Annotated in this window: 14 protein-coding genes; 1 reads left to right on the forward strand and 13 read right to left on the reverse strand. The window is 62.9% G+C overall.

Going from position 1 to position 18,553, the window contains the following annotated elements; genetic code table 11:
• Window positions 1-29 precede the first annotated feature (29 nt).
• From RYL44_RS01015 to aspS, 13 genes are all read right to left on the reverse strand, one after another.
• A complete protein-coding gene (locus RYL44_RS01015) occupies window positions 30-1,595 on the reverse strand; it encodes a chorismate-binding protein (protein WP_314974820.1) in 1,566 nt (521 codons plus the stop codon).
• A gap of 68 nt (window positions 1,596-1,663) precedes the next feature.
• Window positions 1,664-2,356 (reverse strand): A24 family peptidase, encoded by a 693-nt coding sequence (locus RYL44_RS01020; protein ID WP_314974821.1) that lies wholly within the window; start codon window positions 2,354-2,356, stop codon window positions 1,664-1,666.
• On the reverse strand, window positions 2,353-3,225 hold the full coding sequence (locus RYL44_RS01025; protein ID WP_073983565.1) for a shikimate dehydrogenase: 873 nt from the start codon (window positions 3,223-3,225) through the stop codon (window positions 2,353-2,355). The genes RYL44_RS01020 and RYL44_RS01025 overlap by 4 nt, the downstream gene beginning before the upstream one ends.
• Window positions 3,222-4,706, reverse strand: coding sequence for an endolytic transglycosylase MltG (gene mltG / locus RYL44_RS01030; RefSeq protein ID WP_200783487.1), 1,485 nt, complete (start codon window positions 4,704-4,706; stop codon window positions 3,222-3,224). The genes RYL44_RS01025 and mltG overlap by 4 nt, the downstream gene beginning before the upstream one ends.
• Window positions 4,706-5,191 carry a Holliday junction resolvase RuvX gene (gene ruvX / locus RYL44_RS01035; protein ID WP_276739635.1) on the reverse strand — a complete coding sequence of 162 codons (486 nt, stop codon included), beginning with the start codon at window positions 5,189-5,191 and terminating at the stop codon, window positions 4,706-4,708. Before ruvX ends, mltG begins: the two co-directional genes overlap by 1 nt.
• On the reverse strand, window positions 5,188-7,896 hold the full coding sequence (gene alaS, locus RYL44_RS01040) for an alanine--tRNA ligase (RefSeq protein WP_276739632.1): 2,709 nt from the start codon (window positions 7,894-7,896) through the stop codon (window positions 5,188-5,190). The genes ruvX and alaS overlap by 4 nt, the downstream gene beginning before the upstream one ends.
• Before the next feature lie 118 nt (window positions 7,897-8,014).
• Window positions 8,015-8,638: a 30S ribosomal protein S4 gene (gene rpsD, locus RYL44_RS01045; RefSeq protein WP_276739629.1), complete on the reverse strand. Its 624-nt coding sequence runs from the start codon at window positions 8,636-8,638 to the stop codon at window positions 8,015-8,017.
• 124 nt (window positions 8,639-8,762) lie between these two features.
• Complete coding sequence (locus tag RYL44_RS01050) at window positions 8,763-10,106, reverse strand: replication-associated recombination protein A (protein ID WP_276739626.1); 1,344 nt, start codon at window positions 10,104-10,106, stop codon at window positions 8,763-8,765.
• Between the two features lie 10 nt (window positions 10,107-10,116).
• Complete coding sequence (locus RYL44_RS01055) at window positions 10,117-11,523, reverse strand: type IV secretion protein Rhs (protein ID WP_314974822.1); 1,407 nt, start codon at window positions 11,521-11,523, stop codon at window positions 10,117-10,119.
• A gap of 217 nt (window positions 11,524-11,740) precedes the next feature.
• The gene (locus tag RYL44_RS01060; protein WP_276739620.1) at window positions 11,741-12,811 is read right to left on the reverse strand and encodes a hypothetical protein; all 1,071 of its coding nucleotides are present in this window, start codon (window positions 12,809-12,811) and stop codon (window positions 11,741-11,743) included.
• 557 nt (window positions 12,812-13,368) lie between these two features.
• Window positions 13,369-14,562: an enterochelin esterase domain-containing protein gene (locus RYL44_RS01065; RefSeq protein ID WP_314974823.1), complete on the reverse strand. Its 1,194-nt coding sequence runs from the start codon at window positions 14,560-14,562 to the stop codon at window positions 13,369-13,371.
• Entirely contained in the window at window positions 14,555-15,172 is a 618-nt protein-coding gene (locus RYL44_RS01070; RefSeq protein WP_073983366.1) for an L-threonylcarbamoyladenylate synthase, read from the reverse strand. The genes RYL44_RS01065 and RYL44_RS01070 overlap by 8 nt, the downstream gene beginning before the upstream one ends.
• Window positions 15,173-15,247: 75 nt before the next feature.
• A complete protein-coding gene (gene aspS / locus RYL44_RS01075) occupies window positions 15,248-17,053 on the reverse strand; it encodes an aspartate--tRNA ligase (RefSeq protein ID WP_314974824.1) in 1,806 nt (601 codons plus the stop codon).
• Window positions 17,054-17,155: 102 nt separating this feature from the next.
• Here aspS and RYL44_RS01080 point away from each other — a divergent pair, with 102 nt between their 5' ends.
• On the forward strand, window positions 17,156-18,553 hold the full coding sequence (locus tag RYL44_RS01080) for an MFS transporter (protein ID WP_314974825.1): 1,398 nt from the start codon (window positions 17,156-17,158) through the stop codon (window positions 18,551-18,553).

Genomic DNA, 18,553 nt, shown 5'->3' on the forward strand with positions numbered 1-18,553 from the left:
CACCCGGGCGGCGCATCCGACCGCGCGTCTCACGACAGTGCAGACAGCGTCGAGGCGCGCACAACCGCCTCAACGGCGGCTGCAGCCTTGTTGCGCGACTCCTCATACTCGAGGGCGGGTACCGACTCTGCGACCACGCCTGCGCCTGCTTGAACGGAGGCAACACCGTCCTTGAGCGAGGCCGTGCGGATGGCAATCGCCAGGTCAGCGTCCCCCGACAGATCGAAGTAACCAACAACGCCACCATAGAGGCCACGCGCAGCCGGCTCGAAGTCGTCGATCAGTTGAATTGCACGAGGCTTGGGCGCGCCCGAGAGGGTGCCCGCAGGGAAGGTCGCCACCAAGGCATCGAGTGCATCCGCATCCGCACGCAGCAGGCCGGTCACCGTCGAGGAAATGTGCTGAATATGGGAGAAACGCTTAAGCTCCATGAGGGTTGCGACCTCAACAGTGGCCGGATCGCACACCTTCGACAGGTCATTGCGCGCCAAGTCAACGAGCATAACATGCTCCGAGAGCTCCTTGGGATCCTCGAGAAGCTCAGCGGCAAGACGGTGATCCTCCGCTGAGTTCACACCGCGCGGGCGCGAACCTGCGATCGGGTACGTCCACACGCGGCGACCCTGCGCCTTGACGAGCGTCTCCGGGGAAGAACCAACGACCTCGACGTGACCACCTCGATCGTCGGGCAGGTCAAGGTAGTACATGTAGGGTGAGGGATTGACCGTGCGCAGGACGCGGTAAACGTCGACACCGCTGGCGTTCGTGGAGACGTCGAGGCGCTGAGAAAGCACGATCTGGAAGGCATCCCCATCCGTAATCGCGCGCTTGGCTGCGTTGACAGAAGCCTCAAAGTCTGCACGTACCGTACGCTGACGAATGACCGGGGGTTTCTGGCCGCCTACACCTAGGACAGCTGGAGCGATGGGCGAGGCCAGCTGGGTCGTCATGGCATCAAGGCGCTCAACCGCACAGTCGTAAGCACCATCCACACCTTCATCCGAACCGTTGAGGTTCCACGCGATCGCCATCAGGTACACCGACCCTGTCGCATGATCGATTGCCGCAACCTCAGTTGCTAGGACAAGCATTGCATCGGCAACGTCGGATTCCTTCGGCGCAGTCGCCCCCAGAGTCGGCTCCCATTCAGAAATGATGCCCCATCCGAGCGAACCGACAAGTGCACCCGTCATGGGAGGAAGCCCCTCGATTGCAGGGGCGGCAAGCTGCTCCAGCGCAGAGTGCACGACCTCCAGGAACGATCCCTCTCGTAGCGCCCCCTGCGGGTGCGCACCCACCCACCGGGCATGACCATCGCGGGCAACGATAGCCCCGGCGCTGGATGCGCCAACGAACGACCATCGTCCCCAGGAGCCGCCGTGCTCGGCAGACTCGAGGATAAAACTGCCGTAGTCGCCATGAGCGAGCTGACGGTAAACACCGACCGCGCTGAGTTCGTCGGCAAGAACTCGGCGCACAACAGGGATCACACGCCTGGACGCGGCTAGGGAGGCAAAGACGTCGCGAGGCGGCCACGTCTGGCCCCATTCGAGGCTGACAGACTCGGACTGATGCGAAGGCGTCGAAATACTCACCGTGTCATTGTCCCATCCCGGGCTTGCTCCGTCCCGGCGGGTCCACGATAAGGCCACGTGAGACTGGCCTACAGCCAGTCGGGCACCACGCCCCAGGCGATTGTTCCGGCCAGCGCAGAACCGATCATCCACGGCCCCATTGCGACACGTGATTTCGTGCCCGCAGAGCCAACGACGATGTTCCACAGGGCCGCCACACCCGCAGATACGAAAGAGAGCGCCAAGGCAAAAACGGCAGCGTGAAGGCCGACGGAACCGACCATCGCCCCAAGGACAGGAGCGAGTTTGACATCACCACCACCCATTCCGCCCGGAAGACGATTCAAGATCGCGACCGGAATAAACCAAATGAGCGCACCGACAGCGAAGCCTAAGAGCCTATCGAGCCACATCGGAGAGATGAGGCATCCGACTACTGCTCCGATGACTACGCCAAGCCCCATAGCGACCGTATACATGTTGGGTAGACGGTGCGTTCGCGCATCCACATAACCACTCAATGCACCAATCATGGCGACCGTCATGACCGACGGCATACCCGGACGCATCTGTGCGCCCACGAAGAAAACAGCTCCGACGATGCCCGCCACCCACACGATGGCGTTACGCGAGAGCGGCTTTTGACTCACCTCGATGAAATATCGGCGCTGGACTCGCCAGCCGGAGTGCCACAGCCACCACAGGATGATGATCCAGGTGAGGAATCCCGACACAAGAGAAAGGTCGGCACTGATGCGAGGGGAAAGCCACTCGACGATCACGGTCGTCCCTCTCCCCTGTCCGCGTATGCTCGACGCGTTAATTCGTCTTCCAGGGCGGCGCGCATAACTTCCGGGTCGGGACTGTGCCCTGTCATCAACTGAACCTGTGCGGCCCCCTGGTAGATCAGCATATCCGTCCCTTCAGCAACGACAGCTCCGGCACGCTCATAGGCGGCCCGAAGTGCCGTCTCACGAGGGGCGTAGACAACGTCGAGCAGAATCTGCCCCTGGCGGGGGCTGAGCACCTCAGCAAGCGAATCTGCGACACCTGCGGGCAGAGTTGAGATCAGGACGTCGCGCGAAGCAGCCGCGGCGGCGACCGCCTCTGTGTCCGACCACATGACCTGATCGATCGTCACGCCGAGCCGCGAGGCGGCAGCAATGACGGAACCCGGGCCACCGAATCGTCGAGCTGCCACGGTGGTGTTGGTAATACCGAGTTCTCCCAGAGCGGCCAATGCAGACGAGGCTGTCGCGCGGGCGCCGAGCACGAGTGCACTCGACGGCTTTGGGACTCCCGCGTCGTCGCATGCCCTGCGGATCGCTGAGGCGATGCCGGAGACGTCCGTGTTGAATCCAGCGAGCATCCCGGCCGAGGGCACAACCGTGTTCACGGCTCCAACCGCAACCGCTAGCGGGTCGATTGCGTCAAGCAGCGGCATCACTGCCTGCTTGCAGGGCATGGTGACGGACAGACCACGGAATGAGTCGTCAAGCCTGTCAATGAAGCTTGGCAGGGCTTCCTCGGTGACGTCGCACCGCCGATATTCCCATCCGGCGATCCCGAGTTGCCTCCACGCCGCCCGATGAATCACCGGGGAGAGTGAGTGCGCGATCGGTGAGCCGATGACGCCTGCCCACGTTGTCATGACTGCGGGCTGCACTGGTCGGCGTGTGTCTTGCAGTATTCGACCAGTTTCTCTTTGTTTTTCTCGTGATCAGTTGAATTGGATGCAAAGAGTGTCTCGCCGGTCGTGAGGTCGACGGTCACAAAGTAGAGCGAGTCGCCCTCTGCGGGATTCAAGACGGCTTTAATGGCCTCAAGACTGGGCTGGTTGATCGGAGTGGGCGGCAGACCCGCATGCAGGCGAGTGTTGTAGGGGTTGTCAGCGTCCAGGTCGGCCTGGGTGGGCAGACCGCCTTCCTTCCCAACACCGTACAGCGTCGTGGAATCCATGCCGAGAACTCCCTTCGTCTCTCCCTCGGTGTCGGCCAGTCGATTGTCGATGACGCGGGCGACCTGTGGCATGTACTTCTTATTGCTGCCCATTTCACCTTCGACGATCGACGCCTTGGTTAGCACGGTCTCGCGGTCCGCGGCGGGTACGCCGAGCTTGTCGAGTTCATCGACCGTTGCCTTGACCATGCGGGCGATGACGGTCGTTGGCGTGTCGTCCTCACCCACCTCGTACTCGCCGAAGTGTAGCCATCCTTCGGCGCTGCCGTTGGCTTCGGCGGGCAGACCGATGCCGACGGTGTCAGCGAAGGCTGCGTCAACGTCATTCGCTGAAACATCCATGACCTCAATGATGCGTTTCTTGATCACAGAGAGTCGTTCACCCGATAGCACGGTGACTGTTGAATCGACGCGGTTCATGGGATCAAGGAGGACAGCGAGGGCATCGGCAGCGCTCATCTGGAGCTTGAATCGATAGGTACCGGGGTTGATCTGGCGGGCTGCACTGTTTTTCTCGTACTGGCGCACGAAAGCACCCACGGACTTGACGACCCCGGCCTCGTGGAGAGCCTGACCAATGTCGCGTCCCGTCGAATTATCCGCGATAGTAACTTCAACGTTTACTGTTCCGGGACCCGGATAGTCGTCGGAGGCCGTCACTGAGGAGTTGAGCTGTGAATATGCCACGTATCCAGCTCCGCCGACGAGACCAAGGACGAGGAGGATCACAAAGAAAGAACGGATACGGCGGCGACGCTTACGTTTGCGGGCCGCACGCCTCTCGCTGGCGATTCTGCGCGAGCGCATTCCAGTCGTTTCGGTGGGGGCTTCGGCGCGCTTCCAGGCCGGTCGCGCGTCGTCGTGGCCGACGCCATCTGGTTGCGTCGATACAACCGCTGGTTGGCTACGCGTCGACCTGCGGGTAGGGAAGCCTCGTACCGGCGTGGGGGTGGGGTCGGACGAGGCCGGAGCTGGCTTCACGGTACCGCGCACCGGTGTGGGGGTGGGGTCGGACGAGGCCGGAGCTGGCTTCACGGTACCGCGCACCGGTGTGGGGGTCGGATCCGATGGAGTGGCGACCTGTTCCTCGTTGGGAGCGTCGGAATAGACCTTGGGCTGGCCAGAGTGAATCTCACGGCGTGAGCGGAAAGGATACTTGGGGGGCGTCGTCATTACTTCGCTCCTTCACTGGTCTCGGGGATGATCTCCTCCCCCGGCTCCCGAGCGCTCATACGCTCCAGTTCCAGGGCCTGTTCAAGGATGATCTGCGCCGCAACCTGGTCGATAACGCTGCGGTGTTCGTTTTCCGGTATGCCGGATGCTCGCAGGCGCGCGTGCGCCTGGTTGGAGGTCAGACGCTCGTCGACCATAGCAACACGGACGTGGGGGACGAGCGTCTTCAGGCGGCGCGCGTATTTACGCGCGCCCTTGGCGGAAATTCCTTCCCCACCGCCCAAATGCCTGGGCAAGCCGACGATGACTTCAATGGCATCGTGCTCGCGGACGATGCCAGCGAGAGCGGATAGGTCTGACTGATCTGGGGCACGCGTGAGGGTGACAACCGGCATCGTCAAAATGCCGTCGGGGTCGCACCGACTGACGCCGACACGAACAGTGCCGACGTCCACGCCGATGCGTACTCCCCGACGCATACTCACAGGGACTCGATTTCCTTGCGGACAGCGTCAAGCGCCGCCTGAATGCCCTCGGGTTTAGAGCCACCGCCCTGAGCGATGTCATCGCGGCCTCCACCGCCACCACCCATGTACTTGCCGACGGCGCGCACGAGCGCGCCCGCTTTCACGCGAGCCTCGCGAGCAGCTTCGTTCGTAGCGATGACAAGGGAAGGCTTGCCACCCACGACACCCGCCAGAGCCACGACGACGCCACGCTCGTTGCCCATACGCTCGCGCACGTCCAGAGCGAGCGTGCGCAGCGCATCAGCTGAGGGCATCTCGCCGACGCACGACGCGACAAGGCTGAACTCGCCCACACGCTCAGAGGCAGCGGCCAGCTCAGCTCCGCGGCGCAGTGCCTGCTCAGTGCGGACCTTGTCCAGCTCTTTCTCGGATTCACGCAACTTAACCAGGAGAGATTCGATCCGATCCGGCAGTTCGTCTGCTCGGCCACCGATGAGCTGGGACAGCTGGGAAACCAGCGCATGTTCCTTCGCCTGGAACTCGTAGGCACCGGAGCCAACAAGGGCCTCGATGCGGCGCACGCCGGAGGCCACGGAACCCTCGCCGAGAACCGTCACTCGACCGATGTGGCCCGTACTGGGAACATGCGTGCCACCGCACAGCTCACGATCGAAGCCATCGCCGATCGTCACGACGCGCACCTCAGACCCGTATTTCTCGCCGAAGAGGGCGATCGCGCCCATCTCCTTCGCCTTGTCGATGCTCATGACCTCGGTCCTCACAGGCAGATCCTCAGCGAGCTTCTCATTAACGAGGGACTCAATGTCGCTGAGCTGAGAGGAGGCTAGCGCGCTGGAGTGACGGAAATCGAAGCGCAGACGCGATGGCGAGTTCTCCGACCCCGCCTGATCAGCGTGCTCGGAGACGACCGAGCGCAATCCCGCGTACACCATGTGCGTCGCAGTGTGTGCGCGTGCGATGGCAAGGCGACGCTCACCGTCAATCTCGGCATACGCCTTCTCGCCTACCATCACGCCACCCTCAGTCAGTGTGCCACGGTGGACACTCAGGCCTCGGATCGGGGCCTGCACGTCGTTGACCTCCACGACACCGCCGCCCGCCAAGCGGATGGTGCCATGGTCGGCCAGCTGGCCACCCATCTCTGCGTAGAAGGGGGTACGGTCAAGGATCACCTCGACCTCGGCGGGAGCGGTAGCAGCGGGGGCCTCCACGCCATCAACGAGGAGCGCCTCGACCGTTGCCTCAGATGCCTGCTCGGTGTAACCAAGGAACGTCGAACCCCCTCCCATCGCCTTTTCAATGTCGTGGAAAATGCGCACATCCGTGTGTCCGGTCTTCTTTGAGCGGGCATCAGCGCGGGCGCGTTCTTTCTGCTCCTCCATGAGAGTGCGGAAGCCCTCCTCGTCGACGCTCACACCCTGCTCAGCTGCCATCTCGAGGGTCAGGTCGATCGGAAAGCCGTAGGTATCGTGCAGCGAAAAGGCGGATGCACCCGAAATCATAGGCGTACCCTTGGTTTCCTTCGCCGATGCCACGGCGGCATCCAGGATTGTCGTGCCGGCGCTCAGCGTACGACGGAACGCCTCTTCCTCCGCGTAAGCGACCTCAGAAATCGTCTTCCAATTCGTCTCAAGCTCCGGGTAGGACGCCTTCATCGCGTCCTTCGACACCGTCAGCAGCGTCGGCATGGTCGCCTCGTCAACCCCCAGCAAACGCATCGAACGAACCGCGCGGCGAATCAGGCGGCGCAGCACGTAGCCTCGACCGTCGTTGCCTGGACGCACGCCGTCGCCGATCAGCATGAGGGAGGAGCGCACGTGGTCGGCAACCACACGCATTCGCACATCATTGTCGTAGGCCTCGCCAGCTTCGGGACCCGCAGCGCCCATACCATAGCACTTGCCGCTCATCTGCATTGCGGCTTCAATGACGGGGAACACCTCGTCAATCTCATACATGTTCGGCTTGTCCTGCATGACGAAAGCAAGGCGCTCCAGCCCAGCACCCGTATCGATCGCCTTCTGATCGAGTTCTCCGAGCAGCGGATAGTCTTTACCGGTGCCCTCGCCGCGCATGAACTGATCAAACACCAAGTTCCAAACCTCTAGGTAGCGGTCACCGCCGGGATCCACAGCGCCACCCACGGCCTCGGGACCGTAGGCTGGGCCACGGTCATAGTGCCACTCAGCGCAGGGACCCGCAGGACCAGGCTGACCCGTGTCCCAGAAGTTCTCCACGCGTGGCAGGCGCACAATGTGCTTCGGATCCATACCAACCTGTTTGGTCAGGACACTCAAAGCTTCCTCATCCTGATCCCAGATCGTCACCCAGAAACGATCACCATCAAGACCATACTTGCCTTCGTCTCGCGAACCCGTCAGCAGATCCCACGCGAAATTAATAGCACCTTCCTTGAAATAATCGCCGAAGGAGAAGTTGCCGTTCATCTGGAAGAACGTGCCGTGGCGGGTCGTCTTACCCACGTTGTCGATGTCGTTCGTCCGAATACACTTTTGCACCGATGTGGCACGAGGCCACGGAGCAGGTTCAACTCCCATGATGTAGGGAATGAACGGAACCATGCCCGCGATCGTAAAAAGAATTGACGGCTCCGGAGACACCAAGGAAACGGAAGGACACACCTCATGGCCCTGCTTCTCGAAATAGTCGAGCCAACGTGTGCGGATTTCAGACGTACGCATAGTGCCTCATGTTAGTCGGTCCCCGCCCGTTAGGGCACATCGGCACGCACGAGCGGACTGTGGGATGAAGAAAACCGTGCCCCCGAGCTTTCGCTCGGGGGCACGGTTTTAACAGATGTCAACGCGAGTAGTGCTCGACGACCATCTGAACGTCGACGGTCACGGGAACCTCTGCACGCTTGGGACGACGCACCAGGGTCGCCTTCAGGCGAGCAAGATCAACATCCAGGTACTCGGGGACGGCAGGCAGTACGTCGCGGTGAATACCCTCAGCGGCGATCTCAAAGGGAACCGTCGTCTGCGACTTGGGCTTAACCTGCAGGGTCTGACCGGGCTTGACACGGGACGAGGGACGGTCGACGATCTTACCGTCAACGAGAATGTGACGGTGAACGACGAACTGGCGGGCCTGCTGGATGGTGCGCGCAAAGCCAGCGCGCAGGACAAGGGCATCCAGACGCATCTCAAGCAGCTCAACCAAATTCTCACCGGTCAGACCGGCGGTGCGGCGAGCCTCTTCGAAGGTGCGGCGCAGCTGCGACTCACGGATACCGTACTGGGCGCGCAGACGCTGCTTTTCCTTCAGACGAACAGCGTAGTCGGAATCCTGACGGCGGCGGGTACGACCGTGCTCACCGGGGCCATAGGGACGCTTCTCGAAGTAACGGACAGCCTTGGGCGTCAGGGCCAGGCCGAGGGCGCGGGACTCACGCACCTGCTTACGGGAACGATTCGTTGCCATGGTTCTTCTTCCTGTTTCTCATGTCATGTCGGGGTGGTTGCCCGACATGGGGCCAACTCCAGGACCAGTGATGGTCCGTCGGCTACGACCCCAGGTGTCCGCTGGCGCGGACAACTGTTCTATCCTAGCGTCTCTTCAACAGATTGCGAATCACACCGAGCCGCTTCGTGAGTATTGCCTCATGCCCATTGTCCGTCGGCACGTAGTAACAGGCCCCCTCCAGGTCATCGGGAAGGTACTGCTGCGCCGCCACATGGTGAGGACAGTCATGAGCGTACAGGTATCCATCACCGTGACCCAACGCCTTCGCACCCGCATAGTGCGCGTCGCGCAGATGTTCGGGGACACTTCCCCCGCGGCCTTTTCTCACATCTGCCAGCGCGCGGTCGATCGCCAGATAGGTGGCATTGGACTTCGGAGCAGTTGCCACAGCAACAACGGCTTGTGCAAGGAGCAAGCGCGCCTCAGGCATGCCGATCAGGGCAACCCCCTGAGCAACGGAAACGCATGTGGACAACACCTCCGGAGATGCCATGCCGACCTCCTCCGAGGCCGCGATCATGACACGCCGAGCAATGAAACGCGGATCCTCCCCCGCCTCGATCATTCGAGCAAGATAGTGCAAGGACGCATCCACATCCGAACCGCGCATCGACTTAATGAAAGCGCTTGCCACATCGTAATGCTGATCGCGCCCCCACCGCACGAGCGTTTGATTGGCTGCTGCCTCGACGGAGGCAACCGTGATCTCGCCGGAGCCATCATCACTGGCTACCCCCGCTGCAGCTTCCAGAAGCGTCAAAGACTTACGTGCATCACAGCCCGCCAGACGGACAAGCCCCTCTACTGCCTCCTCTGAGATCGAGAAACGACCGCCAAACCCACGCTCGTCGTCGATCGCGCGTCGAATTAACCCCTCAAGCGCGTCGGGTTCAAGCGGGCGAAGCGTCAGCAACAATGAACGGGATAGGAGCGGGGCAATGACCGAAAAGGAGGGATTCTCGGTCGTCGCCGCAACCAAGACAACCCAACTGTTCTCGACGGCCGGCAGCAGCGAGTCCTGTTGCGATTTCGAAAAGCGATGGACCTCGTCGATGAACAGGATGGTTTCCTCTGCATTGCTCGTCAACGCGCGTCGTGCATCATCGACGACGCGGCGAACGTCACCCACACCCGACGATACGGCTGACAGCTCAACGAATCGACGACCGGACGCTCGCGCGATGAGATACGCGAGCGTCGTTTTGCCAGTACCAGGTGGACCCCACAGGATGACCGACGAGGGGGCCACCCCATCGCGCGATTCACCTGACAAGAGCCGACGTAGAGGCGCCCCTTCTCCAAGGAGATGAGATTGCCCGACGACCTCATCCAAACGCGTGGGACGCATACGAACGGCGAGGGGCGCGCCCGCGCAAAACGCGGGCACGCCCAACTCATCGAAAGAATCGGAATCAAACAGATCCATAACACCTAGACTACGTCAGGGTGACCCCATGTGAGGAGGACCCGATCTTCGGACCGGACAGAACCTGAAGAACGACGAGGCCCCCGAGGATCAGCATGCAGGCGCCAGCACCCAGCAGGTAACCATTGAGGCCCTCAGATTCGTCACCGGCATTCGAGGATGACAGAACCTCCGCGTGGAGCTTGACGGACCCGGATGCGTCAACCGAGCTTCCGGGAGCACCAGCACTGAGCGTCGAAGCAACCTTAAACTCTGCCCAGCCGACGAGCTCGTGTGAACGGTTGGCCACAACGACCTTGTAATCGCCCATTGGCAGGCCGTTGACATCCATCGTTACCCGGTTATCGTCTGCCACCTGCAGCCACCGAGCCTCACCTGTCTGCATGATGTTCGCGCTCACCCACTCGCCGACAGTGGCCTTGTCAGCAGGAACGTTGATGGTCAACTGGCCAGCTGTGAATGCGGCGCTCACACCACCCTTGTTGGCATCGGTGAGCTGCGATTCGTCCGTCACCGGGGACACAGGGGTATCCGATGGCTGAGGCGAGTGAGCGGCGGTAGATGCCGAGGGGCTAGCTGACGGACTCTCGGAGGGCGTCGGGGTAGGCCGAACGACAGGAAGAGCGGGATCGTCAGGCGTAGGTGCGGGTTCGGTCGAAGGCTGCGGATCGGGCTGCGGGGCAGGGTCAGTGCTCGACACGGGATCGGGCGATGCCTGCGGATCGGGCGAGGGCTGCGGATCGGGCGAGGGCTGCGGATCGGGCGATGCCTGCGGATCGGGCGAGGGCTGCGGATCGGGCTGCGGGGCAGGGTCATTGCTCGGCTCCGGCGCAGGATCGGGCGAAGGCTGCGGATCGGGCTGCGGAGCAGGGTCAGTGCTCGGCTCCGGCGCAGGATCGGTCGAAGGCTGCGGATCGGGCTGCGGAGCAGGATCTGTCGTCGGCTTATCTGCCGGATCGGGGGGATCAGTCCGGCCCTCGTTATTGGGGGCGAACACCTTGACAGAGTAGCTCCGCTTGGACACGGGCGTGCGTTCGTCCTTGTAGATCACAACAGTGACACTGTGTTGAGTGCCGGGCTGCCACGTCGTGCCCTGAACGTTGTTGGTGTCGTTCGGCACCGGGACGACCATAGTGCTGTTATTGAGCGCGGCGGCCATCCACAGACCGTGAGCATCGGCAGTCACGATCTCGCCATGACGTTCAAACGTCGGCTTCTCCTTAGGCGTGACACCTCCGTCATCCAGAACGACCGCCCAGTAGCCTGTCGTGCCGTAGTCGGCCTCAAATTTCGCAGCGTTTTCGAGGCTAATGCGGAAAGAGGTGTTGGGGATAGCGTAATGCTCGTCATTAGAATCAGCGCGCGCGGTAAAACCGGGGATCGCGAGCGCGACCGCCGCAAACAAGCATAGGGCCATGAGTATACTCATCGCCCGACTGCGGCCAGCAAACCCTCTCCCTCCAAGGGCTGAGGTTGCCCGTCCGTGCTGCATAGCGGTTCTCCTTCAAGGAAGTAATGCTCAGAAGATACTGTTTAAAACCAGAGTAACAGGTGTGACGACTGATTGCTAAATCCCAACGCACACCACGCGGTCAATCACAATGTCGTTGGCGCCGGGGCAAAGCAAGACACAATTAATGCACTCCCCCGTGTGACCTGCGCACAATGCTGACCGTCGCAACGGCACCCAGGAGGGTGAGAAGCCCACCGCCCGCGAGTATCCATCCGTTGAGGCGCCCCTCCTCTTCACGGGCAGCTTCCTCGTTTGCCTGCTGCTCAGAGCGGGCCTTTGGGCCGATCTGCGAGGCAGAGACACTCTGCGGTTCCGTTGACGAGGTGGGGTCGGGGGTTGGGATGCCCGCTGTCGCAGGAGAACCCGGCCTAGACCCGATGGCAGGACCGGAGGGTGCGCTCGGCGCGGGGGAAGGAAGAGACGACGATGCCTGGGAATCGCTCATGTTGTCCGCCGACGCACCTTCGTTGGGAGCCTGAGGGGTACTCGCACCGGGGGCGGTCGCAGCGGACTCCCCCAGACCACTGGCGGGTGCGGTTAAGGGAAGGGCAGGTGTTTCATCGCCCCCGAGCTCATCAGTGCCGGGAGTTGTAGAGGTGTCATCGTCGCTATCGTCGAAGTTATCAGGCAGGGCAGGCTTGGCGTTGGCACCCCCGAGCGTGCAGGTCAGAACCGGTATGTCTTCCTCGGCGACCCTCACCACCGCTTCAACAGAGGTTTCATTAGCGCTATCACCAATCGCGATCTGATGAGTGGAACCCGCGCGCCAGCTCGCGGGAATCGCTATGTCCGTCACGAAGGAGCCGTCAGCACCCACCTCGGCGACAGCCCATGCGCTCTTGTTGCGCACGACGACTGACGGAACCCACGTCGGGAGTTCAGTATCGGCAGGACGTAGTTCCTTCCCGCCGTCGAGTGTCATGATCACAAAGGCACGGCCATCATCGGAGGTAGGAGTCCAGCCACTGCCTTCGAGGTGCAGGGCGTCACCCGCATGCAGGATAGATGAGACTCGCACGGTCGCTTCTCCCTCCGTGATCTCGAGGCACGAGGCCGCGGTATCCGGGACTCCGTCAATGCTGTATGCGGGGGTGGCGGTAATACAAATGCCCGCGCTGATTGAAACAGAAGTGGTCAGTGCAAGAACGGACGTGCACAGCCTCTTGCTATGCGCGATTGACCGTTTCGTCATGCCTGCCGTCTTCCCTCTCGTCACGATTTTCTCGAATAAACCGCGCATTCCAGCACAGAGTAATCATGTCAGTGTCCGAGTAACTATCGGCCACACGACTCATCTTATTATTGTAGGCGCGAGACACAATTGCGAACAACAAGCAAATTCCTGGAAGTGTGCGAAAAAAACTGATTTCTCGCCAATTTTATTAAATTTGACCAGGAATTGTGACTTATATTATCGAGCAATCATGCTGTCTGATGACCTCCTGGTCAGCATTTGAGATTTCGAGAAACCCTTCTGCGACACTAACGGCACGGGACCACGAGCGGCGCATCCGTCTTATGATCATCGATGATCACATCGGAGACATCAAAACGCGCTTAATCAGCTCAGGGCCACATCGCGTCCGCGCCGATCGGGGACACCCAGGGCGAGAACGGTCACGGCGACGCCGACGATGGCGCGGATTCGCGTCCATAGGTGCTCGGGTGCCTCAATACAGTCGATCTATTCGGGAACAAAGGTGCGCCTAACCTACAGGTCGAATATGACATGACCTATCTCATCAATGCTCAGGATGTGAGCGGCCACCACCCGTCGAGCGCGCGCAGGAGCCCCTCGCGCCACCAGGCGACATCGTGGCCGCCGCGATAGTGATCCAGCTCTACAGCTGCCCCCAAGTTCCGCAGAAGTTCCGCGCACTCATCGACGACCGGGCGCATCGTCTGCTCCAGCGTTCCCACCTGCAGACGCAGCGTCACCCCGGCGCGTGGCCTCACCCATCCAGCGCGCAGGTCACCCATCAGCGTTCCATCACCCACACCACGATGTTCCCCACCCCACCAGAGGGACGGCGACTGAGCAATGACCACATCGACGTCTATATCCGTTCGCAACGCAGCCTCGAGGACGGCGAGTCCACCGTACGACTGACCGGCGATTGTCACTGGACCCACCCCTACCTCGTCACAAATCGAGCGGATCAGCGCCTCAACGAGAGCCACATCAGTCAGCACTGCCTCGCGCTCCCTCGCAGCCCCAACATCAATCGTTATAACGCGCAGGCCGCGATAGCGCCGGGTCAACCACCCCACCCCGTTAGCTCTCCAGATCTGCCCATCGAACAACATGAGAGTACGCACCGGCGCACCCTCGCCGTCATGCACGACCACGACGCGCTGCCGCGGCGACGCCCCGTCGGGCGCGAGCGGCACCGCGCACTCCACCTCGCGTGCTGCGCGCATGTCCGACGAAACTCCTTCAACCGCGGGCCAGACAAGACACGCATCCGGACCGGCGAAGAGGGAGGCAACATGCCCCCGCCCATTGACGAGCGCACGCGGATGGGAGCGATCGCGCACCGCCGAGGCGAGGACGCGCGCCCACGCACGCCGATCATCCGCCACGCGCGAATCAAGCCCACCTGGCCCGACCAGCACGAACTGGTAACTCACGATGACATCGGCGGGCAGAGCGCACGACAACACCCATGGCTCCACTCCGCGCACCCGCTCCATACGAAAGAGCTCCAGGCGATCGCGCGCCCGATCCGTCACCGTATTGAGGACCAGATAGGCCCCCGAGGCACCATCCCCGGCGCATCGGAAGGTCACCCGAACGGCCTCACGGCCATCGATCACCATCCGCGCGCCGACAAGCGGCCCGGTTGAGACGCCAGCGCGCAGCAACTCGGAGCGCTCCGCAGCGAGCCGGAAAAAACCCGTCTCAGAAAACGAAGGTGCGTCGATGATCGGGCGATCAGTCAAAGAGCGAGATGTCGCCCGCGCCCACGCGAGCAACAACCGCGTCGCCGCCCGCAAAGTCGATAACCGTCGTCGGCTCAGCCACGCCGACCGGCCCAACGACGACGAGATCAACCTGGTGACCGATGCGCTCATCCACGTCGAATCCATCCGTCAGAGGCTCAGTCTCACCGGGCATGATGAGAGTCGAACACGCGAGGGGCTCGCCGAGCGCCTCGACGATCGTCTGCGTGATGACGTGATCCGGAATGCGCACGCCGACCGTGTGCTTCTTCTTGTTGAGCATCACGCGCGGTACCTCCTTGGTGCCACGGAGAATGAACGTGTAAGGTCCGGGCGTCAGGGCCTTCATCGTGCGGAACTCGTGATTATCCACGATTACCAGCTCACCGAGCTGAGCGAACGAGTGACACAGCAATGAAAAGTTGTGCTTGTCGTCGAGCTTGCGCACCGCGCGAATCGTATCCATGCCCGACTTATTGCCGATCTTAGTCGCGATCGCATAACCGGAGTCCGTGGGCAGCGCAATCGTGCCGCCGCGCTCCAGCAGGTCAACGACCGTGTTCACCAGACGTGCTTGAGGATTTACCGGATGCATCTCAACGTACGACATGACTCTATTGTGCACGAAACCCCCTCCGACCGGGGCCGGATGGGGGTTTCGTGGACAAGACTTCCGAGAGCTAGATCACTTCTTTGCTTCGTCGGTGGATTCCTCGCCGCGCTTCTTCGGCTTGGCATCCACGCCCGCCTCCTTACGCTGCGCGGGCGTGATCGGGGCCGGGGCCTCGGTCAGCGGATCGAAACCGCCACCGGACTTCGGGAAAGCGATGACGTCGCGGATCGACTCGGACTTCGTCAGCAGCGAGACGATACGGTCCCAGCCAAAAGCGACGCCGCCGTGCGGCGGGGCGCCGAACTTGAAGGCATCCAGCAGGAAGCCGAACTGCGCCTGGGCTTCCTCCTCACCAATCCCCATCACGTTGAACACGCGGTTCTGGATGTCGCGGCGGTGGATACGGATCGAGCCGCCGCCGATCTCGTTGCCGTTGCAGACGATGTCGTAGGCGTAGGCCAGGGCGTTGCCCGGGTCCTTGTCGAAGGAGTCGATCCACTCGGGCTTGGGCGAGGTGAAGGCGTGGTGGACAGCCGTCCACGCGCTGTGGCCCAGCGCGACATCGCCCTCGGCCTCGGCATCGCCGGTGGGCTTAAAGAGCGGGGCGTCCACGACCCAGGTGAAGGCCCAGGCGTCGGGATCAATGAGGTCGCAGCGCTTGCCGATCTCCAGGCGGGCAGCGCCGAGCAGCTCGCGCGAGGGGGTGGGCTTGCCTGCTGCGAAGAAGATGCAGTCACCGGGCTTGGCGCCGGTGGCGGCCGCCAGGCCCTCGCGTTCGGCCTCGGTGATGTTCTTGGCCACGGGTCCGCCCAGCGTGCCATCCTCGGCGATCGTGACGTAGGCCAGGCCCTTGGCGCCGCGCGCCTTGGCCCACTCCTGCCACTTGTCGAAGGTGCGACGCGGCTGCGAGCCGCCACCGGGCATGACGACGGCGCCAACATACGGCGCCTGGAATACACGGAACGTCGTGTCCTTGAAGTACTCGGTGAGTTCGGTCAGCTCCAGGCCGAAACGCAGGTCAGGCTTATCGGAGCCGTAACGCTCCATCGCATCCTTGTAGGTCATGCGCGGGATCGGCGTGGACAGATCATAACCGATGAGCGCCCAGACGTTCTTCAAAACGTCCTCGGCGACCTCGATGACGTCGTCTTGGTCCACGAAGCTCATCTCGATGTCAAGCTGGGTGAACTCGGGCTGGCGGTCGGCGCGGAAGTCCTCGTCGCGGTAGCAGCGCGCGATCTGAAAGTAGCGCTCCATACCTGCCACCATGAGCAGCTGCTTGAAGAGCTGGGGCGACTGAGGCAGGGCGTACCAGGAACCCGGGGACAGACGGGCAGGGACGATGAAGTCGCGGGCACCCTCGGGGGTCGAACGCGTCAGGGTCGGGGTCTCGATCTCGACGAAGTCGCGAGCGTAAAGCGCCTCACGGGCGGCGCGCGAGACCTTGGAGCGCAGACGGATCGCGTACTGCTCGGGTTCGCGGCGCAGGTCGAGGTAGCGGTACTTTAGGCGAGTTTCCTCACCCACGTTGCCGGAGTCTTCAGCATTGGAGGAGACCTGGAAGGGTAGAGGCGCGCTGGTGTTGAGGATCTCGATGTCGTCACCCATGACCTCGATGGCGCCGGTGGCCAGATGGGGGTTCTCATTGCCCTCGGGGCGTGCGCAGACCTCGCCAGTGACCTTCAGGACGAACTCGGAGCGCAGCTCGTGGGCGACGCGCTCGTCGCGCACGACCACCTGGGCGATGCCGGAGGCGTCACGCAGGTCGATGAAGGCGACGCCACCATGATCGCGGCGGCGGTCCACCCAACCGGTGAGCGTCACGGTCTGACCAACCAGGTCGGTGCCGAGAGTTCCAATGTTGTGAGTGCGAAGCACTGTGATTCCTTTCGTAGTTACCATCCGCGAGACAGGCGGCGGCAGTGTCATTGTACGCCTGACGTCCGAAGAGTCGCGTGTGCCGTGAGTAGGATAGTCAACATGCCCGCCGCCGATTCCTCCTCCCCCGCCCGCGCCTCGTGGGCCCCGTCCGAAATTGGCTTGGCCATCGGGTCCGTGCTTCTCATTACCCTCGTGGCCTTCGAGGAGCTCGCCGCCACGACGATCATGCCGGTCGTCGTCGAGTCTTTTAACGCGGCGCCCTGGTACCCGATCGCATCGGGTGCGGCACTGGCCACGCAGCTGAGCGCCACCGTGGTCGCGGGCGCCCTGGCCGATTGGAAGGGCCCCCGTGTCGTCCTGCTCGCGGGGCTGGTGCTCTTCGCCGTCGGCCTGCTGGTGTGCGCCGTCGGCTCACACGTCATCGTCTTCGTCGTCGGGCGCGCGCTGCAGGGGCTGGGGGGTGGCCTCCTCATCGTCCCGCTCTACGTGCTCGTGGGCTCGGTTGCCTCCCCTCGGCACCGCCCCACGTTCTTCGCATCTTTCTCCCTGGCGTGGGTGCTTCCCTCCCTGGTCGGCCCCGCGATCGCCGGTCACGTCACCCAGGAGTGGGGCTGGCGCTACGTCTTCGGCGTCGTTCCCCTCCTCGTGCTGATCGCAGCCCTTCCCATCGCCTACGTCCTGCGTTCCGTGCCGACCGCGCAGGGACAGCGCTCCCCCGTCCTCGCGGCCCTGTCTCGTGATGCCGGGCTCGTCGGCGTCGGGGTCATGCTGCTTCAGCTCGCAGGAGCCCTCGCCTCGCCCGTCGCGCAATTCGGTGTCTTCGCCCTCGGCGCGGTCATCACGGTGTGGGCGCTCCCCCGTCTCCTCCCGCGCGGCACCTTCGTGTCGCGCCCAGGCATGCCCTCGGCGATCCTGGCGAGGCTCGGCGCACTCGCGTCCCAGGTCGGCCTCGCCGTCATGATCCCCCTGATCCTCCAGCGCGTGCACGGCTGGTCCGAGGCCTCCTCCGCCTGGTGGGTCACCCTCGGTTCGATCACGTGGTCCATCGGCGCGGTCGGGCAGGCGCGCGTCCACGACCAGCGGGTGCGACGTCGGCTCCCCGTCATCGGTGGCGCGCTGATGGCGATCGGCGCGATCCCCGTCGGGTCCCTCCTCGCCCCCTCGATTCCCGTGCGGGTGGCCCTCATCGGGTGGCTTCTGGTGGGCCTGGGCGTCGGCCTCGTCCACGCGCCCCTGTCCGTCATGGCCCTCGAGGTCACTCCCGAGGCCAAGCACGGGCGCGTCGCCTCGTGGCTGCAGGTCGCCGATTCCGCCGGTCCCGCCCTCGAGCTCGCCCTCGTGTCGGTGGCCATGAGCGCGTGGGCCGCCACCGCCACGGTGGGCGGGGCGGCCTACGCTCCCTATTGGGTGATTGCTGCTGCACTCGCGATCCTCACGGTGTTTGCCGTCACTCGGCTGCGTCCCGCGTCGGAACGATCCACCGGTGCGGAGGGCTAG

Origin of the sequence: Actinomyces bouchesdurhonensis (assembly GCF_963540955.1) — a bacterium.
Taxonomy (GTDB): Bacteria; Actinomycetota; Actinomycetes; order Actinomycetales; family Actinomycetaceae; genus Pauljensenia; species Pauljensenia bouchesdurhonensis.